At 61.7% G+C, this 20,891-nt stretch carries 21 protein-coding genes and 1 pseudogene; 9 read left to right on the top strand and 13 right to left on the bottom strand.

Going from position 1 to position 20,891, the window contains the following annotated elements:
* Positions 1 to 16: 16 nt before the first annotated feature.
* Positions 17 to 646, top strand: a complete 630-nt coding sequence (locus tag A462_RS19280; RefSeq protein WP_008434349.1) for a glutathione S-transferase — start codon at positions 17 to 19, stop codon at positions 644 to 646.
* A gap of 201 nt (positions 647 to 847) precedes the next feature.
* Here A462_RS19280 and creD read toward each other — a convergent pair whose 3' ends face one another.
* The 4 genes from creD to rloA2 are packed head-to-tail and all read right to left on the bottom strand — an operon-like array spanning position 848 to position 4,867.
* The gene (gene creD, locus A462_RS19290) at positions 848 to 2,197 is read right to left on the bottom strand and encodes a cell envelope integrity protein CreD (RefSeq protein WP_008434346.1); all 1,350 of its coding nucleotides are present in this window, start codon (positions 2,195 to 2,197) and stop codon (positions 848 to 850) included.
* 52 nt (positions 2,198 to 2,249) lie between these two features.
* Positions 2,250 to 3,689 carry a two-component system sensor histidine kinase CreC gene (creC, locus tag A462_RS19295; protein WP_008434344.1) on the bottom strand — a complete coding sequence of 480 codons (1,440 nt, stop codon included), beginning with the start codon at positions 3,687 to 3,689 and terminating at the stop codon, positions 2,250 to 2,252.
* A complete protein-coding gene (gene creB, locus A462_RS19300; RefSeq protein ID WP_003209207.1) occupies positions 3,689 to 4,357 on the bottom strand; it encodes a two-component system response regulator CreB in 669 nt (222 codons plus the stop codon). Before creB ends, creC begins: the two co-directional genes overlap by 1 nt.
* A 9-nt stretch (positions 4,358 to 4,366) precedes the next feature.
* The gene (gene rloA2, locus A462_RS19305) at positions 4,367 to 4,867 is read right to left on the bottom strand and encodes a retropepsin-like aspartic peptidase RloA2 (protein ID WP_003209205.1); all 501 of its coding nucleotides are present in this window, start codon (positions 4,865 to 4,867) and stop codon (positions 4,367 to 4,369) included.
* 173 nt (positions 4,868 to 5,040) lie between these two features.
* On the opposite strand from rloA2, the gene A462_RS19310 reads away from it, so the two are divergent.
* Positions 5,041 to 5,928, top strand: coding sequence for an acyltransferase (locus A462_RS19310; RefSeq protein WP_008434342.1), 888 nt, complete (start codon positions 5,041 to 5,043; stop codon positions 5,926 to 5,928).
* On the opposite strand, the gene A462_RS19315 is transcribed toward A462_RS19310, so the two are convergent.
* Positions 5,925 to 6,494, bottom strand: a complete 570-nt coding sequence (locus A462_RS19315) for a DUF2780 domain-containing protein (RefSeq protein ID WP_003209203.1) — start codon at positions 6,492 to 6,494, stop codon at positions 5,925 to 5,927. The genes A462_RS19310 and A462_RS19315 overlap by 4 nt on opposite strands.
* Positions 6,495 to 6,647: 153 nt before the next feature.
* Between A462_RS19315 and A462_RS19320 the strand changes: the two genes are divergently transcribed.
* The 3 genes from A462_RS19320 (at position 6,648) to A462_RS19330 (ending at position 8,500) form a co-directional block, all read left to right on the top strand.
* Positions 6,648 to 7,283 carry a sigma-70 family RNA polymerase sigma factor gene (locus tag A462_RS19320; RefSeq protein ID WP_032899276.1) on the top strand — a complete coding sequence of 212 codons (636 nt, stop codon included), beginning with the start codon at positions 6,648 to 6,650 and terminating at the stop codon, positions 7,281 to 7,283.
* Positions 7,280 to 7,957 (top strand): anti-sigma factor, encoded by a 678-nt coding sequence (locus A462_RS19325; protein WP_008434341.1) that lies wholly within the window; start codon positions 7,280 to 7,282, stop codon positions 7,955 to 7,957. Before A462_RS19320 ends, A462_RS19325 begins: the two co-directional genes overlap by 4 nt.
* A gap of 84 nt (positions 7,958 to 8,041) precedes the next feature.
* Positions 8,042 to 8,500 (top strand): anti-sigma factor domain-containing protein, encoded by a 459-nt coding sequence (locus A462_RS19330; RefSeq protein ID WP_003209196.1) that lies wholly within the window; start codon positions 8,042 to 8,044, stop codon positions 8,498 to 8,500.
* 65 nt (positions 8,501 to 8,565) lie between these two features.
* Here the strand turns inward: A462_RS19330 and fdhA are convergent, their stop codons facing one another.
* From fdhA to A462_RS19370, 8 genes are all read right to left on the bottom strand, one after another.
* Positions 8,566 to 9,765: a formaldehyde dehydrogenase, glutathione-independent gene (gene fdhA, locus A462_RS19335; protein ID WP_003209194.1), complete on the bottom strand. Its 1,200-nt coding sequence runs from the start codon at positions 9,763 to 9,765 to the stop codon at positions 8,566 to 8,568.
* Positions 9,766 to 9,959: 194 nt separating this feature from the next.
* Positions 9,960 to 10,817 (bottom strand): formyltetrahydrofolate deformylase, encoded by an 858-nt coding sequence (gene purU / locus A462_RS19340; protein WP_003209192.1) that lies wholly within the window; start codon positions 10,815 to 10,817, stop codon positions 9,960 to 9,962.
* 120 nt (positions 10,818 to 10,937) lie between these two features.
* Positions 10,938 to 11,570 carry a sarcosine oxidase subunit gamma gene (locus A462_RS19345; RefSeq protein ID WP_008434339.1) on the bottom strand — a complete coding sequence of 211 codons (633 nt, stop codon included), beginning with the start codon at positions 11,568 to 11,570 and terminating at the stop codon, positions 10,938 to 10,940.
* A gap of 132 nt (positions 11,571 to 11,702) precedes the next feature.
* Complete coding sequence (locus tag A462_RS19350; RefSeq protein ID WP_008434336.1) at positions 11,703 to 14,720, bottom strand: sarcosine oxidase subunit alpha; 3,018 nt, start codon at positions 14,718 to 14,720, stop codon at positions 11,703 to 11,705.
* Positions 14,717 to 15,019 (bottom strand): sarcosine oxidase subunit delta, encoded by a 303-nt coding sequence (locus tag A462_RS19355; protein ID WP_003209187.1) that lies wholly within the window; start codon positions 15,017 to 15,019, stop codon positions 14,717 to 14,719. The genes A462_RS19350 and A462_RS19355 overlap by 4 nt, the downstream gene beginning before the upstream one ends.
* Positions 15,020 to 15,034: 15 nt before the next feature.
* Positions 15,035 to 16,285, bottom strand: a complete 1,251-nt coding sequence (locus A462_RS19360) for a sarcosine oxidase subunit beta (RefSeq protein ID WP_003209185.1) — start codon at positions 16,283 to 16,285, stop codon at positions 15,035 to 15,037.
* A 22-nt stretch (positions 16,286 to 16,307) separates the two neighbouring features.
* Positions 16,308 to 17,561 carry a serine hydroxymethyltransferase gene (gene glyA / locus A462_RS19365; protein WP_008434333.1) on the bottom strand — a complete coding sequence of 418 codons (1,254 nt, stop codon included), beginning with the start codon at positions 17,559 to 17,561 and terminating at the stop codon, positions 16,308 to 16,310.
* A 270-nt stretch (positions 17,562 to 17,831) separates the two neighbouring features.
* A complete protein-coding gene (locus tag A462_RS19370) occupies positions 17,832 to 18,560 on the bottom strand; it encodes a TraX family protein (protein ID WP_008434331.1) in 729 nt (242 codons plus the stop codon).
* A 90-nt stretch (positions 18,561 to 18,650) separates the two neighbouring features.
* Between A462_RS19370 and A462_RS19375 the strand changes: the two genes are divergently transcribed.
* The 4 genes and pseudogenes from A462_RS19375 to A462_RS34870 all read left to right on the top strand — a co-directional run.
* Positions 18,651 to 19,691 (top strand): threonine aldolase family protein, encoded by a 1,041-nt coding sequence (locus tag A462_RS19375; protein WP_003209178.1) that lies wholly within the window; start codon positions 18,651 to 18,653, stop codon positions 19,689 to 19,691.
* A 182-nt stretch (positions 19,692 to 19,873) separates the two neighbouring features.
* Positions 19,874 to 20,074, top strand: coding sequence for a hypothetical protein (locus tag A462_RS19380; protein WP_003209176.1), 201 nt, complete (start codon positions 19,874 to 19,876; stop codon positions 20,072 to 20,074).
* A gap of 88 nt (positions 20,075 to 20,162) precedes the next feature.
* On the top strand, positions 20,163 to 20,696 hold the full coding sequence (locus A462_RS19385; RefSeq protein WP_008434329.1) for an REP-associated tyrosine transposase: 534 nt from the start codon (positions 20,163 to 20,165) through the stop codon (positions 20,694 to 20,696).
* A 109-nt stretch (positions 20,697 to 20,805) separates the two neighbouring features.
* Positions 20,806 to 20,891: pseudogene (locus A462_RS34870) on the top strand (REP-associated tyrosine transposase); the annotation flags it as partial.

The following is a 20,891-nucleotide window of genomic DNA, read 5'->3' as shown; positions in this document are numbered from 1 at the left end:
TTTCCGAGGAATGCCCATGTCCACCCCCAGCATGACGTTGTTCCACAACCCTGCCTCGCCGTTTGTGCGCAAAGTACGGGTGTTGTTGCACGAGACCGGTCAACTGGACCGCGTGACCTTGCACGCCTGCGTGCCGACGCCTGTCAAGCCTGACGCCGACGTGATCCAGGACAACGCGCTGGGCAAGATCCCCGCCCTGCGCCTGGCCGACGGCAATGCGCTGCACGACAGCCGGGTGATCCTCGATTACCTCGACTACCAACACACCGGGACTCCACTGATCCCCCGTAACGGCCCGGCCCGCTGGCGGCGCCTGACCCTGGCCTCGACCGCCGACGGCATCATGGATGCCGCCGTACTGGTGCGTTATGAAACCGCCATGCGCCCCGAGGAAAAACATTGGGACCTGTGGCTGGAAGGCCAGCGCGACAAGATCCGCCGCGCCCTCGACATGCTCGAACAGGACGCCATCGCCGAACTGGCCGGGCCGTTTGACGTGGCCGCGATCAGCGTGGCGTGTGCACTGGCTTATCTGGACTTCCGCCACCCGGACATGCAGTGGCGGTCGAGCCATCCGAAGCTGGCGGCGTGGTATGCCGAGGTGAGTCAGCGGCCGTCGATGCTCCAGACCCAGCCACCGGCCTAACCTGCTGCAAGGGTTCTTTTGTGGTGAGGGAGCTTGCTCCCGCTGGGCTGCGCAGCGGCCCCAAAAATCCTGGGAGCGCTTCGCACTCCAGCGGGAGCAAGCTCCCTCGCCACAAAAAGCTCCCGGGCCACAGGGAATAGCGCGTTAATCCTCACCACTAACTGCGCGCCCTCTTGCTGATCTTCCCGCAACCCCAACGACCTACTCATCACCCACCTCCTTGCGTTTGCCCACCCCATACCAATCCAGCTTGCGGGTCAGCACCATCACCGTGCCCAGCAACCCGAACAGCAGCAACGAGCCCATCAACAACGCGTAATCCTCGGCACTCAGCAACCCGTACAGCAAGCCATACAACGCCGCCAACCCTGCTGAAAACCCCAGGCCATGGGCGACACTGCGCAGCACATGGCAGACGTAAAACCCGATCAGCAACACACAGGCCGCCGCCGATATCAGGTAAGCCGGGCCAAACCCGATGTGCTCGGACAACGACAACAGCAGCAGGTAGAAAAACGCCAGGGCAACCCCCACCAGCGCGTACTGGATCGGGTGCACCGCCAGGCTCTTGAGCACCTCGAACAGGAAGAAACCGGCAAACGTCAGGGCAATGAACAGCAGCGCATATTTGATCGCCCGATCGCTCTTGAGGTACTGGTCCACCGGGTCGATAAAGCTCACGCCGAAGCTGCGGCTGTTGAAGTCGTCACAGCCGCGCTCGGCCAGGCAACCGCGCAGTGCTTCTTCCAGGTTGGTGGAGAAGAATGTGGTCTGCCAATTGGCGCTGAAGCCTTGGGCGGTGACCTCGCGCTGGGTCGGCAGGAAGTTGCCGATAAAGCTGGGGTGCGGCCAGTTGGACGCGAGCTTGACCTGGCTGGTCTTGCCCACCGGCACCACTTGCAACTGCTCGGTGCCTTGCAGGCGCAGGTCAAAGGCGAAGTCAAAAGGTGACGGATTGTGGCTGTCCTGCTCGGGCAGCATCACGTGCACACCCTCCCCCAGCCAAGCCACTTGAGTGCCCGGGGAAAACGCCAGTTGCTGGCTGCCCAGCTCCAGCTTCAACGCATTTTCGATGCCGCGAATGTCGCTGATACCCACTGCCAGATACGCCGGCTCAAAGCGGTAATCGGCAAAGTTTTCCGTGATGCCCCACTGCTCCGGCAACACAAACCGCCCACTGATACGGCTGTCGGCGTGGAACAACCGCGCCTGGTAGATGCCCCGGGCGCGCACTTCGGTTTGCACCTGCCCGTCGAGGGCAAATTGCTCCGGCAGGAAATACAGATGACCACGCACCTCGCGGGTTTCTTCGTAGCGTTCGTTGAGCTTTTCATTGAGCTTCCACTCCCGGACGGTCTTGCGATAAGGCACCACCAGCACCGGGCCATTGAGGCGCTGGCTGTAGCTGGAACTGCGGGCGATATCCTGCAAGACGTCGTCGCGCAGTTGCTGACGGTCGGTAATCACCCCGTGGATCATCAGCAACGGAATCAACAACAGCACGATCAGCAGCGCGATGGCGCCCAATTTGAAAAGCAGATTGCGGTTCATGAAGCTCTCCCTGTTTTGATGGGGGAGAGTCTGGCGGGCGCTTAAGGGGGATTTATGAAGGGAATGTGGAGACTGTGTGGAGATGCAGTTTTACCTGCACGCCGCCGGGCACGTTGCCGATCTGCAATGAGCCGCCGTGCAGCTTCATCACCTCTTCGACAAAATTGAGCCCAAGGCCGGTGCTCTTGCGCCCGCTGGCCGGGCGCGGCAGGGAATAGAAGCGCTCGCTCAGGCGCGGCAACGCGTACTCGGGAATGGCTTCGGCCTGGTTGAACAGGGTGAATTCGATCCCGTCATCCAAGGCCTTGGCGCTGAACCGCAATGTGCCACCGGGCGGTGTGAAATCCAGTGCGTTTTCCAGCAGGTTACCCAGTGCCTGGCGCAGCAGGAACGGCTCGCCGTACACCTGCAGATCCGCGTCAATCGCCTGCTCGACCTGCAACCCGGCGCCTTCAATGCGCGCACATTGAGCCCTGAGCACTTCGTCCACCAGCGCCGCCAACGACAGGCTGGCCTGGTCCTCAAGGCCCTGGCGCTGCTCCACCTGCGCCAGGTTCAGCAGGCGTTCGATCAACTGCTGCAAGCGCGCACTTTCACTGTCGATATTGCTCACGAAACGCTGCTGCTGGTCACGGGACATGTCGCCCTGCAACAGCTCCGCCGCACCACGAATCGCCGCCAGCGGGCTTTTCAATTCGTGGGTCAGGGTGTGCACATAACGTTCGACGTACGCCTTGCCTTCCAGCTGGGTGCGCATGTGTTCCACGGCGGTGGACAACTGCTCCAGTTCACCGCCGCGATAGTGCGGCAACTCGGCACGCCGGCCTTCACTCACCGCCTGGGCATACGCCGTCAGCCGGCGCAGTGCGACACTCAACCACCACGACAACAGCGCACCAAACAGCAAGCCCAGGGCGACCAGCCCGGCGCCGTACCACAGCAGCCGGTCTTCGGTGCGGTCCACATAGGGTTGCAGTGAACTGTTGGGCTTGGCCACAGTAACCACGCCGATGATCTGCCCGCTATCGCGGATCGGCGCGCCGACGTGCATCACCGAAGAGGCAGGGTCGTCCAGTTCGCTGCGGGTCGAGCGCGCACCGTATTCGCCGCGCAGGGTCAGGTACACGTCATTCCACTTCGAGTAATCCTCACCTACGGCCTCGCCGCTGGAGTCCAGCAGCACAATGCCCTTGGCGTCGGTGACGTAGATGCGGTGGTTGACCTGGTTTTTCGGCAGGCCCCAGATATTCGCGCCGGGCTGACGCTCACCGTAGGCCTTGAGCAGTTCGGGCCAGTGGCTCTGGCCGAGGGTGCCGTTCTTTACATCGTCGCGCAGGATTTCCGCCAGCAGGTTGGCGGTGTCCACCAGGGTTTCCTCGGTGGACTGGCGCACGCCGGGGCGGATTTCCTTCATCACGGTGCTGAGTACGAAGTAGCCTGTCAGGCCGATAAACAATGCGTACACCAGGAAGAACCGAATCCCCAGGCGCATCAGCTGTTGCCCGGGCTGTAGCTGTAGCCAAGGCCGCGATGGGTCTGGATGGGCTCCGCCTCGGGCGCCACCGCGCGCAATTTGCTGCGCACGCTTTTGATGTGGCTGTCGATATTGCGCTCGTAGCCTGCGTCCGCCGCCACGCCCACCGCATCCAGCAGTTGCTCGCGGCTGAACACGCGCTCGGGTTGCTCCAAAAGGCTGTGCAGCAGACGGAATTCATGGCGAGTGAGGCTCAGGGGCTGGCCGCGATAACTGATCTGCATGCGCTCCAGGTCCACCTGGAACACCGCCGGAGCAGCACCGGGGCCCACGCGCTTGAGAATGGCCCGTACCCGCGCTGCCACTTCCCGGGGGCTGAACGGCTTGACTACATAGTCGTCAGCGCCGATCTCAAGACCCACCACGCGGTCGATCTCACCGTCCCGGGCGCTGAGGAACATCACCGGTACTTCGCTGAAACGCCGCAGTTGCTTGCAGGTTTCGAAGCCGGTGATGTCCGGCAGGCCGATGTCGAGGATGACCAGGTCCGCCGGGGTTTGCCGCTGATGGGCCAGCGCCGCCTGGCCGAGGCTCAACCAGGTGGTGGTGAAGCCCTCGCCTTGCAGGGCGAAAATCAGCGTGTCGGCGATAGCCGCTTCGTCTTCGACAATCAGGATATGCGCCATGGTGTTCCGTCAGCAGTCCGGTTTGTCCGCAGTGTAACGGCGGGCCGGGTTTACCGCAGCGCCGAATTCACGCAGGGCCTTGGCGCCGATCAGCAGCGGGTAGTTGAAGCTGCTGCGGTCGGTGAGGTTGACCTCGACGGTGCGCTTGACGTTGCCCAGGCACATTTCCAGGTCGATCACCGGGCGCTTGGCCACGGTGGCTTCGTCCTTGTCGTCATCTTCGTCGGCGCGGCTCTTGATTTTGCTGATGCGCGACACCTTGTGCTCGTACACCTTGTTGGTGGCGTCCTTGCCGCCGAGGCGGAAGCGTACCCAGTCATCGCCATCACGGGTGAAGGTCTCGATGTCCCGGGCCGACAGCGAGGCGGTCAGCGCGCCGGTGTCCATCTTGGCCTTGAAGGTCTCACCGATTTCCGGCAGTTGGATGTATTCGTAGCGACCGTAAAGGGTCGGCTCGGCGGCCATGACAGGCAAGGCCACCAGCGTTAGCAGGGCAAGGATGGATTTCACGTAGGAGGTTTCCTTGAAATAAGTGGGCCAATTCTAGACTGCAAATTCGCTGCTTAGTTAGATCACAGAGCATACCCAGCCCGCTGTGAAACATTCGTAAGCTTATTTGCGATTTGGTCTCCAGGCCCAAGCTGCTTATCATGGCGGGCCAAAAATGATTCCAAGAGTTACTTATGCGCCGCCTGCTCACCGGCTGTTTCGTCACATTGCTGCTGTTGCTCAACACCCTGGTGCTGTTCGGGCCGCTGATGGTGTTTGCCCTGCTCAAGCTGGTGGCCCCCGGTCGCTTTCGTGACTATGCCTCCTGGGCCGTCATGTGGATCGCCGAAACCTGGGCCGAGATCGACAAGCTGACCTTCGCCCTGTGCATCCCCACCCAATGGGACATTCGCGGCGGCGGCGACCTGCGGGGTGACACTTCTTACCTGGTGATCAGCAACCATCAATCCTGGGTCGACATCCCCGCACTGATCCAGGCCCTCAACCGGCGCACGCCGTTCTTCAAGTTCTTCCTGAAAAAGGAACTGATCTGGGTACCCTTCCTGGGCCTGGCCTGGTGGGCGCTGGATTACCCGTTCATGAAGCGCTACAGCAAGGCGTTCCTGGCCAAGCACCCTGAACTGGCAGGCCAGGACCTGAAGATCACCAAAGAGGCCTGCGAGTTGTTCAAGCGCCAGCCGGTCACCGTGGTGAACTACCTGGAAGGCACGCGGTTCACCCCGGCCAAGCGCAAACAGCAGGCTTCACCCTTCGAACGTCTGCTCAAACCCAAGGCGGGTGGCGTGGCGTTCGTGCTCGCCGCGTTGGGTGAACAGCTGGATGCGGTGCTCGACGTCACCGTGGTTTATCCACAGGAAAACATTCCGGGCTTCTGGGACTTGATCAGTGGTGCGGTGCCGAAGGTGATCGTGGATATCCGTACCCGAGAGCTGGATCCGGCGTTGTGGCAGGGGGATTACGAGAACGATCCGGCGTTTCGCCAGACCGTCCAGAACTGGGTCAACCAGCTCTGGATGGAGAAGGATGCGCGCATCGCCCAACTGCGCGCGGAGCGGCCTTAGCCGCCAGTGCCCCAGGCCGAAGCCAGTTTGCCCAGCACCGATTCGCTGGCGCCCTGGCCGCCCAGGTATTTCAGGATAACCGGCGCAAACTGGCCCACCATCCCACTGTCCATGCCCAGCGCGCTGAACGCGGTGTTCAGGTCGTTGGTGTTCTTCACGTTACCCAACACGCCGTCCAGGCCCGAGGTCTTGCTGCCGCCGCTCTGGCCGAGCATGCCGCTCAGGGCGCCGAGGCTGCCCAGGGAGTTGCTGCCGGAGAGCTTGTCCAGGCCCGGTACGCTTTTGGTCAGTTGCGAGTAATCACCGCCGCCCAATTTATTCTTGGCCAGGCCCAGCATTGCGCCGGTACCGCCGACGGCCTGCTCCGGGGTCACGTTCAATTGCGAGGTCAGTGCCTGCAGCAGACCAGCGGTCTGTGAAGTGGGTGCAGCCGCTGCTGCCTTGTCGCCACCTTGTGCACCGGACACGGCATTGGCCACGTCGCCGAGGCTGAAACCTGCCGCAAATACCGGGCTGGCCGCCACGGTCAACAGGCAGGACAGGGCAAAACCGCGTGAAATCTTCATCAAGACAACCTCTGAAAGTAAGCGCAAAAAGCAGGAGTTTGACTGGGTACGCCGAAGGATTGTTCCCTCCCTGCAGATTAGTTCAGAAAACCACTGCATCCGATGCGCCTTGCGCTGCGTATATCCACCACGAGCCGCACGGAGGTAGATGGAATGAATGCCCAAGCTGGACTAACCTCAGCCTGCCCTCTTTACCGTGCGCCGTCCCATCGCTCTGTTGCAAGCGCCTGGAGAAGCCCTATTTCGACCCACGATGCAGATCAGCTACGGCAATTGCTGGCCCAGTGTTCACTGGGTAATCGCCAGGCGTTCGAAACGCTCTATCGCAGCGTTTCCCCGCGTTTGCATGGTGTTGCCTTGCGTTTCATGGGTCGCAAGGATCTGGCCGAGGAGGTGTTGCAGGAAAGCTTCGTGCGCATCTGGTACAACGCCTCACGCTATGAGGCCCATCTGTCGGCGCCCATGACCTGGATGGTCAATATCACCCGCAACCTGGCGATCGACCAGTTGCGCAAACACCGCGAACAACCCTTGAACGAAGGCCAGGAGGACGCCACGGCCGACGAAAGCCCCAGCGCCCATGAACAGCTCGACAGCGAGCGTGAAGCCCTCGCCCTGAACCGCTGCCTCGACAGCCTCGAAGGCATGCAGCGTCAATCGATCACCGTGGCTTACTTCCAGGGCTTGTCGTGCTCGGAATTGGCCGAACATCTGGCCGCGCCGCTGGGCTCGGTCAAATCCTGGATTCGCCGCGGCATGGAGCGCTTGCGCAGGTGCCTTGAATCATGAACTACCAGACCACCGCCCTGCGCCGCGCCCTGGCAGCTGACTACGCCATCGGGCTGATGCCTGCCACCGCCCGCCGGCGCTTTGAAGCGCTGCTGCGGGATGACGCGGCGCTGCGCGTCGAACTCGGGCACTGGCAGGATGCCCTCGCCAGCCTCACCGGGCCGCTGCCTGAACGGCCGGTGCCGGACCACGTATGGGAAGGGATCAAGGCGCGCATTGAGCCGCAAGTGCTGCATATGCCGGCGAAGAAACCGTTCTGGATGAACCTGCGCTTGCTGGTAGCGGCGTGCGGGGTGGTGATCGCGGTGTTGGTGGGCGTGTTGTACCAGCGCGACCTTGGGGTGGAGTACAACGCCACGCTGGTGGCGGCCAATCAACAGCCCGCGCTGAAGATCCAGGCCTATGCGGATCATCTGCAAGTGGAACCGCTGACCCTGGCGGCCGTGGAGCCGGCCCGCGCGTTGGAACTGTGGGCAATCCCGGCAGGCGGCAAACCCATCTCCCTGGGGTTGTTGCCGGTGTCGGGTAACGGCCGAATCCAGTTGAGCAAAGAACACCAGGCGCTGCTGACGGCGCCGCTGACCCTGGCAGTGAGCCTTGAGCCTCAGGGGGGCTCGCCGACCGGACAACCCACCGGGCCGGTGCTGTATCAGGGCCAATTGGCATCACTCTGATCCGAGGCTCAATACGACGGATGAGGAACCGATCGCCGTTAACTGGGTCCATGAAAGACTACAAAACATGTCAGGAAGAGCCTAATGACTGCGATCAACCCCCAAGTGATTGAGCACAAGCCTTCATTCTGGAACCGCCCACGCCTGTTCGTCGGCGCCTGTTTGGTGATAGTGGCAGGCGTCGGCGGCGCCCTCTACACCCAGGACAGCGTCAAGGCTGCCGCATTGCTGGTGAACACCACCCAGCAACCGGCCACGCAAATCGTGGCCCACAAGGATTACCTCGAAGTGCAGCCGATTGCCGCCACCGCACCGGCTCCGGATCAAAGCCTGGAACTGTGGGCCGTCCCGGCTGACGGCACGCCAGTGTCGCTGGGCCTGCTGCCGGAAGACGGCAAAGGCATTATCGGCATCAACCCTCGCCAGCAGGAGTCAATCAGTAAACCGGTGACACTGATGGTCAGTTCGGAAACCAAGGGCGGCTCGGTGAGCAAGCAGCCGACGGGGCCAACGGTGTATCAGGGGGCTTTGGCGATTCGCTGATTCTCCCACCCAACCGCAGATGCAAAAAAGGCGACCCTGAGGTCGCCTTTTTATTTGCCCGCGATTTAAGCCGCGCTGAACAACTTGTGCGGATCAATCACAAACTTCTTCGGCACGCCCGCATCGAACTCGCCGTACCCGCGTGGCGCGTCATCCAGGCTGATGACTTCCACACCGACGATGTCGGCAATGTTGATACGGTCCCACATGATCGCCTGCATCAACTGGCGGTTGTACTTCATCACTGGGGTTTGCCCGGTGTGGAAGCTGTGGGACTTGGCCCAGCCCAGGCCGAAACGAATGCTCAGGCTGCCCATTTTTGCAGCGGCATCCACGGCACCCGGGTCTTCGGTGACGTACAGGCCCGGAATACCGATTTTGCCAGCCACCCGCACCACGCCCATCAACGAGTTGAGCACGGTGGCCGGAGCCTCTGCCTTGGCCCCTTCATGACCATGGCCACGCGCTTCGAAACCCACGGCATCGACGGCGCAATCCACTTCCGGCTCGCCCAGCAACGCAGCGATCTGTTCGTGCAGCGGGGTGTCTTTCGACAGGTCGGCAATTTCAAAACCCTGGGCCTTGGCGTGGGCCAGGCGGATCGGGTTGACGTCACCGATGATCACCACCGCAGCGCCCAGCAGGCGAGCGGAAGCGGCAGCCGCCAGGCCTACCGGACCGGCACCGGCGATGTAGACCGTGCTGCCCGGGCCAACGCCCGCAGTGACTGCGCCGTGGTAGCCGGTGGGCAGGATGTCGGAGAGGCAAGTCAGGTCGCGGATCTTCTCCATGGCCTTGTCGCGGTCCGGCAGTTTCAACAGGTTGAAGTCGGCGTAAGGCACCAGCACGTATTCGGCCTGGCCGCCAGTCCAGTCGCCCATGTCGACATAGCCGTAGGCGCCACCGGCACGGGCCGGGTTGACGGTCAGGCACACGCCGGTGTGTTGCTCCTTGCAGGAACGGCACCGGCCGCATGCGACGTTGAACGGCACCGACACCAGGTCGCCGATCTTCAGGTTCTCGACGTCGCTGCCCTTCTCGATCACCTCGCCGGTGATTTCGTGGCCCAGGACCAGGCCGGTCTGGGCAGTGGTGCGGCCGCGCACCATGTGTTGGTCGGAGCCGCAGATGTTGGTGGAGACCACGCGCAGGATGACGCCGTGCTCAATCTTCCTGCCACGGGGGTCCTGCATTTTGGGATAGTCGATTTTCTGTACTTCGACCTTGCCGTTGCCGAGATACACGACACCACGATTACCAGACATGCTTTCACCTCGCTGTTGTTTTTATGGAACCGCGTTGCCCAGGCAGGCAGCGCGTTTAAGTGCTCGGGTACAGATGCTGTTTTTGCGTTGTTAGTAAGGGCCTCTTCGCGAGCAAGCCCGCTCCCACAGTTGACCGAGTCCTACCTTTGAAATGCGGTCGAATGTGGGAGCGGGCTTGCTCGCGAAGGCGTCCATCAGAGCACCACTGTCCGATTGGCGTTCAAGAACACCCGCCGCTCAATGTGATACCCCACGGCCCGGGCCAGGGTCAGGCCTTCGATATCCCGTCCCTTGGCAATCAAATCTTCCGGATAGTGACTGTGGTCCACCACCTCCACGCCCTGGGCGATGATCGGGCCTTCGTCCAAATCGTTATTGATGTAATGCGCAGTGGCGCCCACCAGTTTCACCCCCTTGTTGTAAGCCTGGTGATACGGCTTGGCGCCCTTGAAACCGGGCAGCAGGGAGTGGTGGATGTTGATGGCTTTACCGTCGAGCTTGCGGCACAGCTCCGGCGACAGCACTTGCATGTAGCGCGCAAGGATCACCAGCTCGGCGCCGGACTCTTCGATCACCTGCCACACCTGGCGCTCTTGCGACGGCTTGTCGTTGGGGTCCAGGGGAAAGTGGTAATAGGGAATCTGGTGCCAGTCGGCCAGGGGCTTGAGGTCGGGGTGGTTGGAGACCACGGCGACCACGTCCATCGACAGTTGGCCGATGCGCTGGCGGTAGAGCAAATCGTTGAGGCAGTGATCGGCCTTGGAAACCATGATCACCACTTTCGGCCGGTAGTTCGGCGCGGTCAGTTCGAAGATCATGCCGAAGGCTTCGCCACGGGTGGCCAGGCCATCGCGGAAGGCTTGTTCGTCGAAACCATCGGGCTGGCGGAACTCCACGCGGATGAAGAACCGGCCCGAGAGCCGGTCATCGAAGGAGTGGTGCTCAGTGACGTAGCAGCCCTGCTCGAACAGGTAGCGAGTGACCGCGTCCACCGTGCCGAGCACGCTGGGGCAGTCGGCGGTCAAAATCCATGTATCGGGTACGCGGCTCATTATTCGTGACTCCTTGATCGTTCCCACGCTCTGCGTGGGAACGCCGCAATGGACGCTCTGCGTCCGCTCTTGGGACGCGGAGCGTCCCGGGATGCATTCCCACGCGGAGCGTGGGAACGATCAGGCCTGGACGCTTAAACCATACTCAGCCGCCGCATCCTGCAACCACAGCCACCAGTAATCCGAGAAGCTGCGACGAATCACCAGCTCCCAGGTGTCTTCAGCAGTATGGCGAATCACCAATTGCGACTTGGCGAACACCGTGCCCACCGCCTTGCCCACCGGGAAGCTGTTGGGGTGCACGTCGTAGCTGGTGGATTTCATCAGCACATCGCGCACGTTCGGGCCGCTGAGTTCGAGAATCTGCTGGCCGCCGCTGACGTTGACGACCTGGATATGCAAATCACCCAGCGCCTCACGCAAACTTTGCTCGGCGGCGAATTCCTCACCGCCTGGCACTACCAGCAACCACTCATCCGGACCGAGCCATTGCAGGCTGGTCTCGCCCTTGACGATGACTTGCAGGGCACCGGGCAATTCGATACCCAAGGCTTTGTGCACACCGGCGGCGAAGGCTGCGTCATGGCCATCGCCACGAATGGTCAGGTGGCCCAGCAGTTTCTTTTCACGCACGGTCACGCCGGCGTTCTTGCGGCCCTTGCCTACCAGGCTGGCGAGGTCGGCATGGTGCAGCGACGACTCGGCCTTGGCTCCGGAGGTGGGGCGTTGTTGGTAAACATTGGCTGCTGTCATAAAGCACCTGTGTTGAATTTGATCGTTCCCACGCTCTGCGTGGGAATGCCGCCATGGACGCTCTGCGTCCGCTCTTTGGGCGCAGAGCGCCCCGGGATGCATTCCCACGCGGAGCGTGGGAACGATCAGGTGTCAGATGTTCTGGCGGTCGCCTTTAGGATCAAAGAACACCGAAGAAACAATCTCCGCCTCGATCACGCTGCCATCCGCCAGCGGTGCAAACACCCGCTCGCCGATGCGCTTCAAGCCGCCCTTCACCACGCCCATGGCAAACGAATAACCGAGGGAGTTATGGGCATAACTGGAGGTGACGTGGCCGACCATCTTCATCGGGATCGTCTGCTTGGCGTCGAACACCAACTGCGCGCCTTCCGGCAGCCACACGTTCGGGTCGATCGGCTTGAGTCCGACAAGCTGCTTGCGGTCTTCACGCACGCAATCCTCGCGATTCATCCCGCGCCAGCCGAGCCACGAGAACGGTTTGGTGCGGCCTACACACCAGCCCATGTTCAGGTCGTCCGGGGTCATCGAGCCGTCGGTATCCTGGCCAACGATGATGAAACCCTTCTCGGCCCGCAGCACGTGCATGGTTTCGGTGCCATAAGGCGTCAGGTTGTACTGCTTGCCGGCCTCGACGATTTTCTCGAGCACGCCCATGGCGTAGTCGGCCTGCACGTTGACTTCGTACGACAACTCACCGGTAAACGAAATCCGGAACACCCGTGCCGGCACGCCGCCTACCAGGCCTTCTTTCCAGGTCATGAACGGGAAGCCGTCGTTGTCCAGGTCGATGTCGGTGACTTCGCTCAGCAGCTTGCGGCTGTTGGGGCCGGACAAAGTCATGGTTGCCCAATGGTCGGTGACCGAGGTGAAGTACACCTTGAGGTCCGGCCATTCGGTCTGCTGGTAGATTTCCAGCCACTGGAGTACGCGTGCTGCGCCGCCGGTGGTGGTGGTCATCAGGAAGTGGTTGTCGGCGAGGCAGGCAGTCACGCCGTCGTCGAAGACCATGCCGTCTTCCTTGCACATCAGGCCGTAGCGGGCCTTGCCCACGTCGAGCTTGGTCCAGGCGTTGCTGTAGATGCGGTTGAGGAACTCGCGGGCATCCGGGCCCTGGATGTCGATCTTGCCGAGGGTGGACGCGTCCAGCAGGCCGACGCTGTCACGCACGGCCAGGCATTCGCGCTTCACTGCGGCGTGCAGGTCTTCACCGTTGCGCGGGAAATACCATGGGCGTTTCCACTGGCCGACGTCCTCAAACTCGGCGCCGTTTTTCACGTGCCAGGCTTGCAGCGCGGTGTAGCGCACCGGCTCGAAGATGTGCCCACAGTGCCGGCCTGCTACCGCGCCGAAGGTCACCGGCGTGTAGTTGGGACGGAACATGGTAGTGCCCATCTGCGGGATGGTCACATTAAGCGAACGGGCCGCGATGGCCAGGCCGTTGACGTTGCCGAGCTTGCCCTGGTCAGTGCCGAAGCCCAGTGCGGTGTAGCGCTTGACGTGCTCCACCGACTCGAAACCCTCGCGGGTGGCGAGTTCGATGGCGGCTGCGGTGACGTCGTTCTGCAGGTCGACAAATTGCTTCGGCGCCCGTGCGGTAGCTTTCTCGTGAGGTACCTGGAACAGCGCCAGGGTCGGTTCTTCCAGACGGCTCAAGGCTTTGGGCAGCGTACCTTCCACCGGCGCAAACCCGGCTTCGCTGGCAGCGCGCACGCCACCTTCAAAACCGTCGGCCAGGGAATCGCCGAGGCCGTAGACGCCATTGATGCCACCGACGCACACGCGTTTCTGCGGTGCTTCGCCCGGTACAAAACCGAGGATGTCTTCACGCCAGGTCGGCTTGCCGCCCAGGTGCGAGGCCAGGTGGACCACCGGGCTGTAGCCGCCGGAGCTGGCGACCAGGTCGCACTCCAGCCACTCGCCGGGGCTGGTGACTTTATGAGCTTTGACATCGATGGCCGCAACACGGGCGCCAGTGACGTGCTTGCTGCCACGGGCCTCGATCACGGCGCTGCCGGTGAGGATGCGAATGCCTTTGGCACGCGCCTCTTCAACCAGCGCGCCCCGTGGATTGTGGCGGGCATCGGCTACGGCGACAACGCTGAGGCCGGCGTCGAACCAGTCCAGCGCCACGCGGTAGGCGTGATCGTTGTTGGTGGACAGCACCAGCTTCTTGCCCGGTGCCACGCCGTAGCGACGTACGTAAGTGGAGACCGCACCCGCCAGCATGTTGCCCGGTACGTCGTTGTTGCCGTACACCAGCGGACGTTCACACGCGCCGGTCGCCAGCACCACACGCTTGGCGCGAACCCGGTGAATGCGCTGACGCACCTGGCCGATCGGCGCACGGTCACCGAGGTGGTCGGTGAGGCGCTCGTGAATGGTCAGGAAGTTATGGTCGTGGTAACCGTTGACGGTGGCGCGAGGCAGCAGCACCACGTCCGGCAGGGATTTCAGTTCAGCAATAACACTGGCAACCCATTCGGCCGCCGGCTTGCCATCGAGGCTTTCGCGGGAGTCCAGCAAGGAGCCGCCGAACTCTTCCTGTTCGTCCGCGATGATCACCCGGGCGCCACTGCGGGCAGCCGCCAACGCAGCCGCCAGGCCGGCAGGACCGGCGCCCACAATCAGCACGTCGCAATGACGGTTCATGTAGTCGTAGGTGTCCGGATCGTTCTCGGTCGGCGAGCGGCCAAGACCGGCTGCCTTACGGATGTACTTCTCGTAAGTCATCCAGAACGATTGCGGGTACATGAAGGTTTTGTAGTAGAAACCCGGCGGCATCAGCTTGCCGCCGACCTTGCCGAGAATGCCCATCATGTCGTTGTTCACGCTCGGCCAGCCGTTGGTGCTGGTGGCGACCAAACCCTGGTACAGCGCCTGTTGCGTGGCGCGCACGTTGGGGATTTGCGTGGCTTCGGTGGCGCCGATCTGCAGCACCGCGTTCGGCTCTTCGGCACCGGCGGCGAAGATGCCGCGCGGGCGGGAATACTTGAAGCTGCGACCGATGATGTCGACGCCGTTGGCCAGCAGCGCAGCGGCCAATGTGTCGCCTTCAAAGCCTTTGTAGCTCTGGCCGTTGAAGGTGAAGCTCAGGGCTTTGTTGCGGTCGATCCGGCCACCGTTGGACAGGCGATTGATCTGGCTCATACCTTCTCTCCAGAAGCCTTGGCGGTGAATTGCGGCTTGGTGCCTATCTTGTAGGTTTCAAGAATTTCGTAGGTCACGGTGTCGCGGGTCGCGTTGAAATACTGGCGGCAACCGGCAGCGTGAATCCACAGTTCGTGGTGCAGGCCGCGCGGGTTGTCGCGGAAGAACATGTAGTCGCCCCACTCCTCGTCGGTGCAGGTGTTCGGGTCCAGTGGGCGCGGGATGTGCGCTTGGCCGGAGGCGTGGAATTCCTCTTCGGAGCGCAGTTCGCCACAGTGAGGACAGAAGATATGCAACATAGGGAATTTCTCCTGTTAGTGGGCGACGGCCGCAGCGCCGTGTTCGTCGATCAGCGCGCCGTTGTGGAAACGGTCGATGGAGAATGGAGCTGCCAATGGGTGCATTTCACCCTTGGCCAGGCTGGCGGCAAATACGTTGCCTGAGCCTGGAGTCGCTTTAAAACCACCGGTGCCCCAACCGCAGTTGAAGAACATGTTCGGGACCGGGGTCTTGGAGATGATCGGGCAGGCATCCGGCGTGGTGTCGACGATGCCGCCCCACTGGCGGTTCATGCGCACGCGGGACAGCACCGGGAACATCTCGACGATGGCCTGGATGGTGTGCTCGATCACCGGGTACGAGCCGCGCTGGCCATAGCCGTTGTAGCCGTCGATACCGGCGCCGATCACCAGGTCGCCCTTGTCGGACTGGCTGATGTAACCGTGCACGGCGTTGGACATGATCACGCTGTCGATAATCGGTTTGATCGGCTCCGACACCAGTGCTTGCAGCGGGTGGGATTCGATCGGCAGGCGGAAGCCCGCGAGCGAAGCCATGTGGCCGGAGTTACCCGCCGTCACCACGCCGACGCGCTTGGCGCCGATGAAGCCTTTGTTGGTTTCCACGCCGATGCACACACCGTTTTCCTTGCGGAAACCGATGACTTCGGTCTGCTGGATCAGGTCCACGCCCAGTGCGTCAGCGGCGCGGGCAAAGCCCCAGGCCACGGCATCGTGACGGGCCACGCCGCCGCGCCGTTGCACGGTGGCGCCCATTACCGGGTAGCGAGTGTTCTTGGAGCAGTCGAGGTACGGAATCTCATCGGCCACTTGTTTGGCGTTGAGCAGTTCGCCGTCCACACCGTTTAGGCGGTTGGCGCTGACGCGACGCTCGGAGTCACGGATATCCTGCAGGGTGTGGCACAGGTTGTAGACGCCACGCTGGGAGAACATCACGTTGTAGTTCAAATCCTGGGACAAACCTTCCCAGAGTTTCATCGCGTGTTCGTACAGGTGCGCCGACTCGTCCCACAGGTAGTTGGACCGCACGATGGTGGTGTTGCGCGCGGTGTTACCGCCGCCCAGCCAGCCTTTCTCGACCACCGCCACGTTGGTGATGCCGTGCTCCTTGGCCAGGTAGTAAGCCGTCGCCAGACCATGCCCGCCGCCGCCGACGATGACCACGTCGTAGACCTTTTTCGGGGTGGGCGTGCGCCACATCTTCTGCCAGTTTTCGTGGTGGCTGAGTGAGTGCTTGAAGAGGCCGAAGCCCGAGTAGCGTTGCATAGTCATTACTCCAAAACCGCGCTCAGCGATAAACCGGGAAATCAGCGCACAGGGCGGCCACATGCTTGGCGACGTTGGCCTCCACATCGGCGTCGCCGAGGTTGTCGAGGATGTCGCAGATCCAGCCGGCCAACTCCAGGCATTGGGTCACTTTGAAGCCGCGTGTGGTCACCGCCGGCGTGCCGATACGCAGGCCCGAGGTCACGAAGGGCGACTGCGGGTCGTTGGGCACGGCGTTCTTGTTGACGGTGATGTGAGCGCGACCGAGGGCGGCGTCCGCGTCTTTGCCGGTGAGGCCCTGACGGATCAGGCTGACCAGGAACAGGTGGTTATCGGTGCCGCCGGACACTACATCGTAGCCGCGTTTGATAAACACGCCGGCCATGGCCTGGGCGTTGTCGATCACTTGCTGTTGATAGGCCTTGAAACCTGGTTCCTGGGCTTCCTTGAAGCACACCGCCTTGCCGGCGATCACGTGCATCAGCGGGCCGCCCTGGGCGCCCGGGAATACCGCAGAGTTGAGTTTCTTTTCAATTTCTTCGTTGGACTTGGCCAGGATCAACCCGCCACGTGGACCGCGCAGGGTCTTGTGGGTGGTGGTGGTGACCACATCGGCGTAGGGCAGCGGGTTCGGGTACAGACCGGCGGCCACCAGGCCGGCGACGTGGGCCATGTCGACGAACAGCAGCGCACCGACCTTGTCGGCGATCTGGCGAAAGCGCGGGAAATCCAGGGTCTTGGAGTAGGCGGAAAAACCCGCCACGATCATCTTCGGCTTGTGCTCCACGGCCAGGCGCTCGACCTCGTCGTAGTCGATCAACCCGGTGTTGGTGTCGATGCCGTATTGCACCGCGTTGTACAGCTTGCCCGAGGACGACACTTTGGCGCCGTGGGTCAGGTGGCCGCCGTGGGCCAGGCTCATGCCGAGGATGGTGTCGCCGGCGTTCAACAGCGCCAGGTACACCGCACTGTTGGCGGACGAACCGGAGTGCGGCTGCACGTTGGCGTAATCGGCACCGAACAGCTGCTTGGCACGCTCGATGGCGAGCACTTCGACCTTGTCCACGTGCTCGCAGCCGCCGTAGTAACGCTTGCCCGGGTAACCTTCGGCGTACTTGTTGGTGAGGCCGCTGCCCTGGGCTTCCATGACACGCTTGCTGGTGTAGTTCTCTGACGCGATCAGCTCGATATGATCTTCCTGGCGCTGCTCCTCGGCATTCATGGCCGCCAGCAGTGCATCGTCATAACCCTGGATCTGGTCTTGCTTGCTGAACATCGCGTCTCTCCCAGCGGCGGCGGTGCGCCAATCGTATTGTTGGGGCCGCCGCACGACGGAGGGGCCCTTTGATGCGATGGTAGGGCTGGCGCAGAGAGGTCAAATGCCTATGGACGCCACGCAAAGGTGCGTTTACGACATGGCCGGAGCAACACAGAACAAATGTGGGAGCGGGCTTGTGTGGGAGCTGGCTTGCCTGCGATAGCATCCCCTCGGTGCAACGGGTACACCGAGGCGTCTGCATCGCAGGCAAGCCAGCTCCCACAAGGGTTAGGCGATGATCTTTCGAATGAGTAGCAGCAGCAGGAAATGCGCCGGATAAAGCGCATATGCCCAGCGCCGCATGGCCGGTGGCGATACCTGCCCGGCATGTCGCAACAAGACCAATCCGGCCAGCGGCGCAATCAGGCATGTCGCCAATCCCAGCATCGCCACCAGCGTACCGCTGTCGAGCAGGACCTGCCATTGGTTGGCAGCCAGGCACACCACACCCGGCAACACGCTGAAATACCATGGCCGGCGAAACACCAGCAACATCGCCAGCGGCAGCAGTACGCCAAAGAAACCGAACATCAGCTGCGCCGAGAAAAACCCCGCCAAAACCAGCGCGATCAACGCCAATCCTCGATCAATAACCGTCTTCTGCTGCCATCCCCGGGCAACCAGCAAACCCAGCGCCAGGGTCGGCAGTACGTTCAGCGTGTCGGCGTCGTCGATGAACATCCGGTACGGCACCTCACTGATCACACTGAACAGCAGCAACCAGCCCAGATAGCGCCACTGCCCCGTCACCGGCGCGTCCTTGACCCGATGCAAATTCGCCGCGATCGCCAGGCAAAACCACGGGAACGCCAGGCGCCCCGGCACATACAGCCCGTCCAGGCTCAAACCGACATACCGCAGGTGGTCCAGCACCATACTCAGCAGCGCCAGCCACTTGAGCAGGTCCAGGGCGCCATCGCGGACGCGGCTTACAGGAACGCTTTCAGAACCGTGCATAATTCCCCAATGACTTTGCATTAACAGTGCGTGCGCCCGCCCGACAATCTTGGGTAAAGTGCGCACCAACATCGACCACAGGACTGGGCCATGACCGACAAGAGCCAACAATTCGCCAGCGACAACTATTCCGGCATCTGCCCGGAAGCCTGGGCCGCCATGGAACTCGCCAACCAGGGCCATCAACGCGCCTATGGCGATGATGAATGGACCCACCGCGCCGCCGACGGTTTCCGCAGACTGTTCGAAACCGACTGCGAAGTGTTCTTCGCCTTCAACGGTACCGCAGCCAACTCCCTGGCGCTGTCCTCCTTGTGCCAGAGCTACCATAGCGTGATCTGCTCGGAAACCGCCCACGTCGAAACCGACGAATGCGGCGCGCCGGAGTTTTTCTCCAACGGCTCCAAGCTGCTCACCGCCCGCACCGAAAACGGCAAGCTGACCCCGGAGTCGATCCGCGAGATCGCCCTCAAGCGCCAGGACATTCACTACCCGAAACCCCGCGTCGTGACCCTGACCCAGGCCACCGAAGTCGGCAGCGTCTACACCCCGGAAGAAATCCGCGCCATCAGCGTCACCTGCAAGGAACTGGGGTTGAACCTGCACATGGACGGCGCACGCTTCTCCAACGCCTGCGCATTCCTCGGCTGCTCGCCGGCCGACCTGACTTGGAAAGCCGGGGTCGACGTGCTGTGCTTTGGTGGCACCAAGAACGGCATGGCCGTGGGTGAAGCGATCCTGTTCTTCAACCACAAGCTGGCCGAAGACTTCGACTACCGCTGCAAACAAGCCGGGCAGCTTGCCTCAAAGATGCGCTTCCTCTCCGCCCCGTGGGTGGGCCTGCTGGAAAACGACGCCTGGCTCAAACACGCCCGCCACGCCAACCACTGTGCACAATTGCTCAGCAACCTGGTGGCGGATATTCCGGGGGTGGAGTTGATGTTCCCGGTCCAGGCCAACGGCGTATTCCTGCAACTGTCGGAACCGGCAATTGCCGCGCTGACGGCCAAGGGCTGGCGCTTCTACACCTTCATCGGTAAAGGCGGCGCGCGGTTCATGTGCGCGTGGGATACCGAGGAAGAGCGCGTAAGAGAATTAGCCGCCGATATTCGGGAAGTGATGAGCGCCTGAAGTAGGCATCAGCCCCTCAGATAATGGCGAAAGGCCGAGACTGTTTTTTGATATTTCTGACAGCAACCAACTTCGTTTTCATTGACTAGCCTCTTGGAACCCGGAAGGAAAAGGCCGCCTTTCGGGACTAACCGCCAGCCGAATAATCGGCCGGAAACGGAAATCCAGCAGAGGGCAATACCATGGAAGCGCAACGCTACGGAAACAACTTGCTAGGCGAAGGCACTATCAGCACTACGGTCATCGACTGGGACGAATTCAGAAAATCCGCGAAAATCGGTGACACCATCAGCGAACCGACGAGGACATTGCGGATCACTGACAAGGTCTATGAACTGACAGCATCCGGCCAGCACTTCGTCGTGCATATCTATGCCCAATAACCTCTAACTGATCGTTCCCACGCTCTGCGTGGGAACGCCTCCCCGGACGCTCCGCGTCCAGGCCACACCACGGTTCAAGGACGAATTGATGGGCAGAAGCCGCTACACCATTACCGAACCTGAAAAACCACACTTCCTGACATGCACTGTCATGGAATGGACACCGCTATTTACCCGCGACTACCTTGTCGGCCACCTATTGAGTTGCTGGCGATATCAACAAACCCACGAACATTTCAATCTCTACGGCTACGTCGTTCTCGAAAACCATCTGCACTTCGTCGCTCAAGCACCTGACCTGGGTAAATGTGTCAGCCAGTTCAAATCCTTCACCGCTCGAACCATCATTGACGACCTGCAGAAACGAGGAGCGGAGCGAGTGTTGCAGCGTTTGCGTTTCAGCAAACGGGCGCATAAAACGGACCGGATTTATCAGCTATGGCAAGAGGGGTCACACGCCGAGTTGGTGTACAGCGAAGCGGTGATGCGCCAAAAGCTTGATTACATTCACCACAACCCTGTGAAGCGTGGTTATGTGGACTTGGCCGAGCACTGGCGGTATTCCAGCGCCCGCAACTATGCAGGACAGGATGGCCTGATTGAAATTCAGCGCTGGGCCTGATCGTTCCCACGCTCTGCGTGGGAATGCAGCCCGTGACGCTCCGCGTCACACAGCGGGACGCAGAGCGTCCAAGGAGGCATTCCCACGCGGAGCGTGGGAACGATCGATTCCTGTGAAGCGGGGTTGTGTGGACTTGGCCGAGCACTGGCGGTATTCCAGCGCCCGCAACTATGCAGGACAGGATGGCCTGATTGA

The sequence above is a fragment of the Pseudomonas sp. Ag1 genome, assembly GCF_000278565.1.
GTDB lineage: Bacteria > Pseudomonadota > Gammaproteobacteria > Pseudomonadales > Pseudomonadaceae > Aquipseudomonas.
This window is presented reverse-complemented; position numbering and strand designations above follow the sequence as displayed.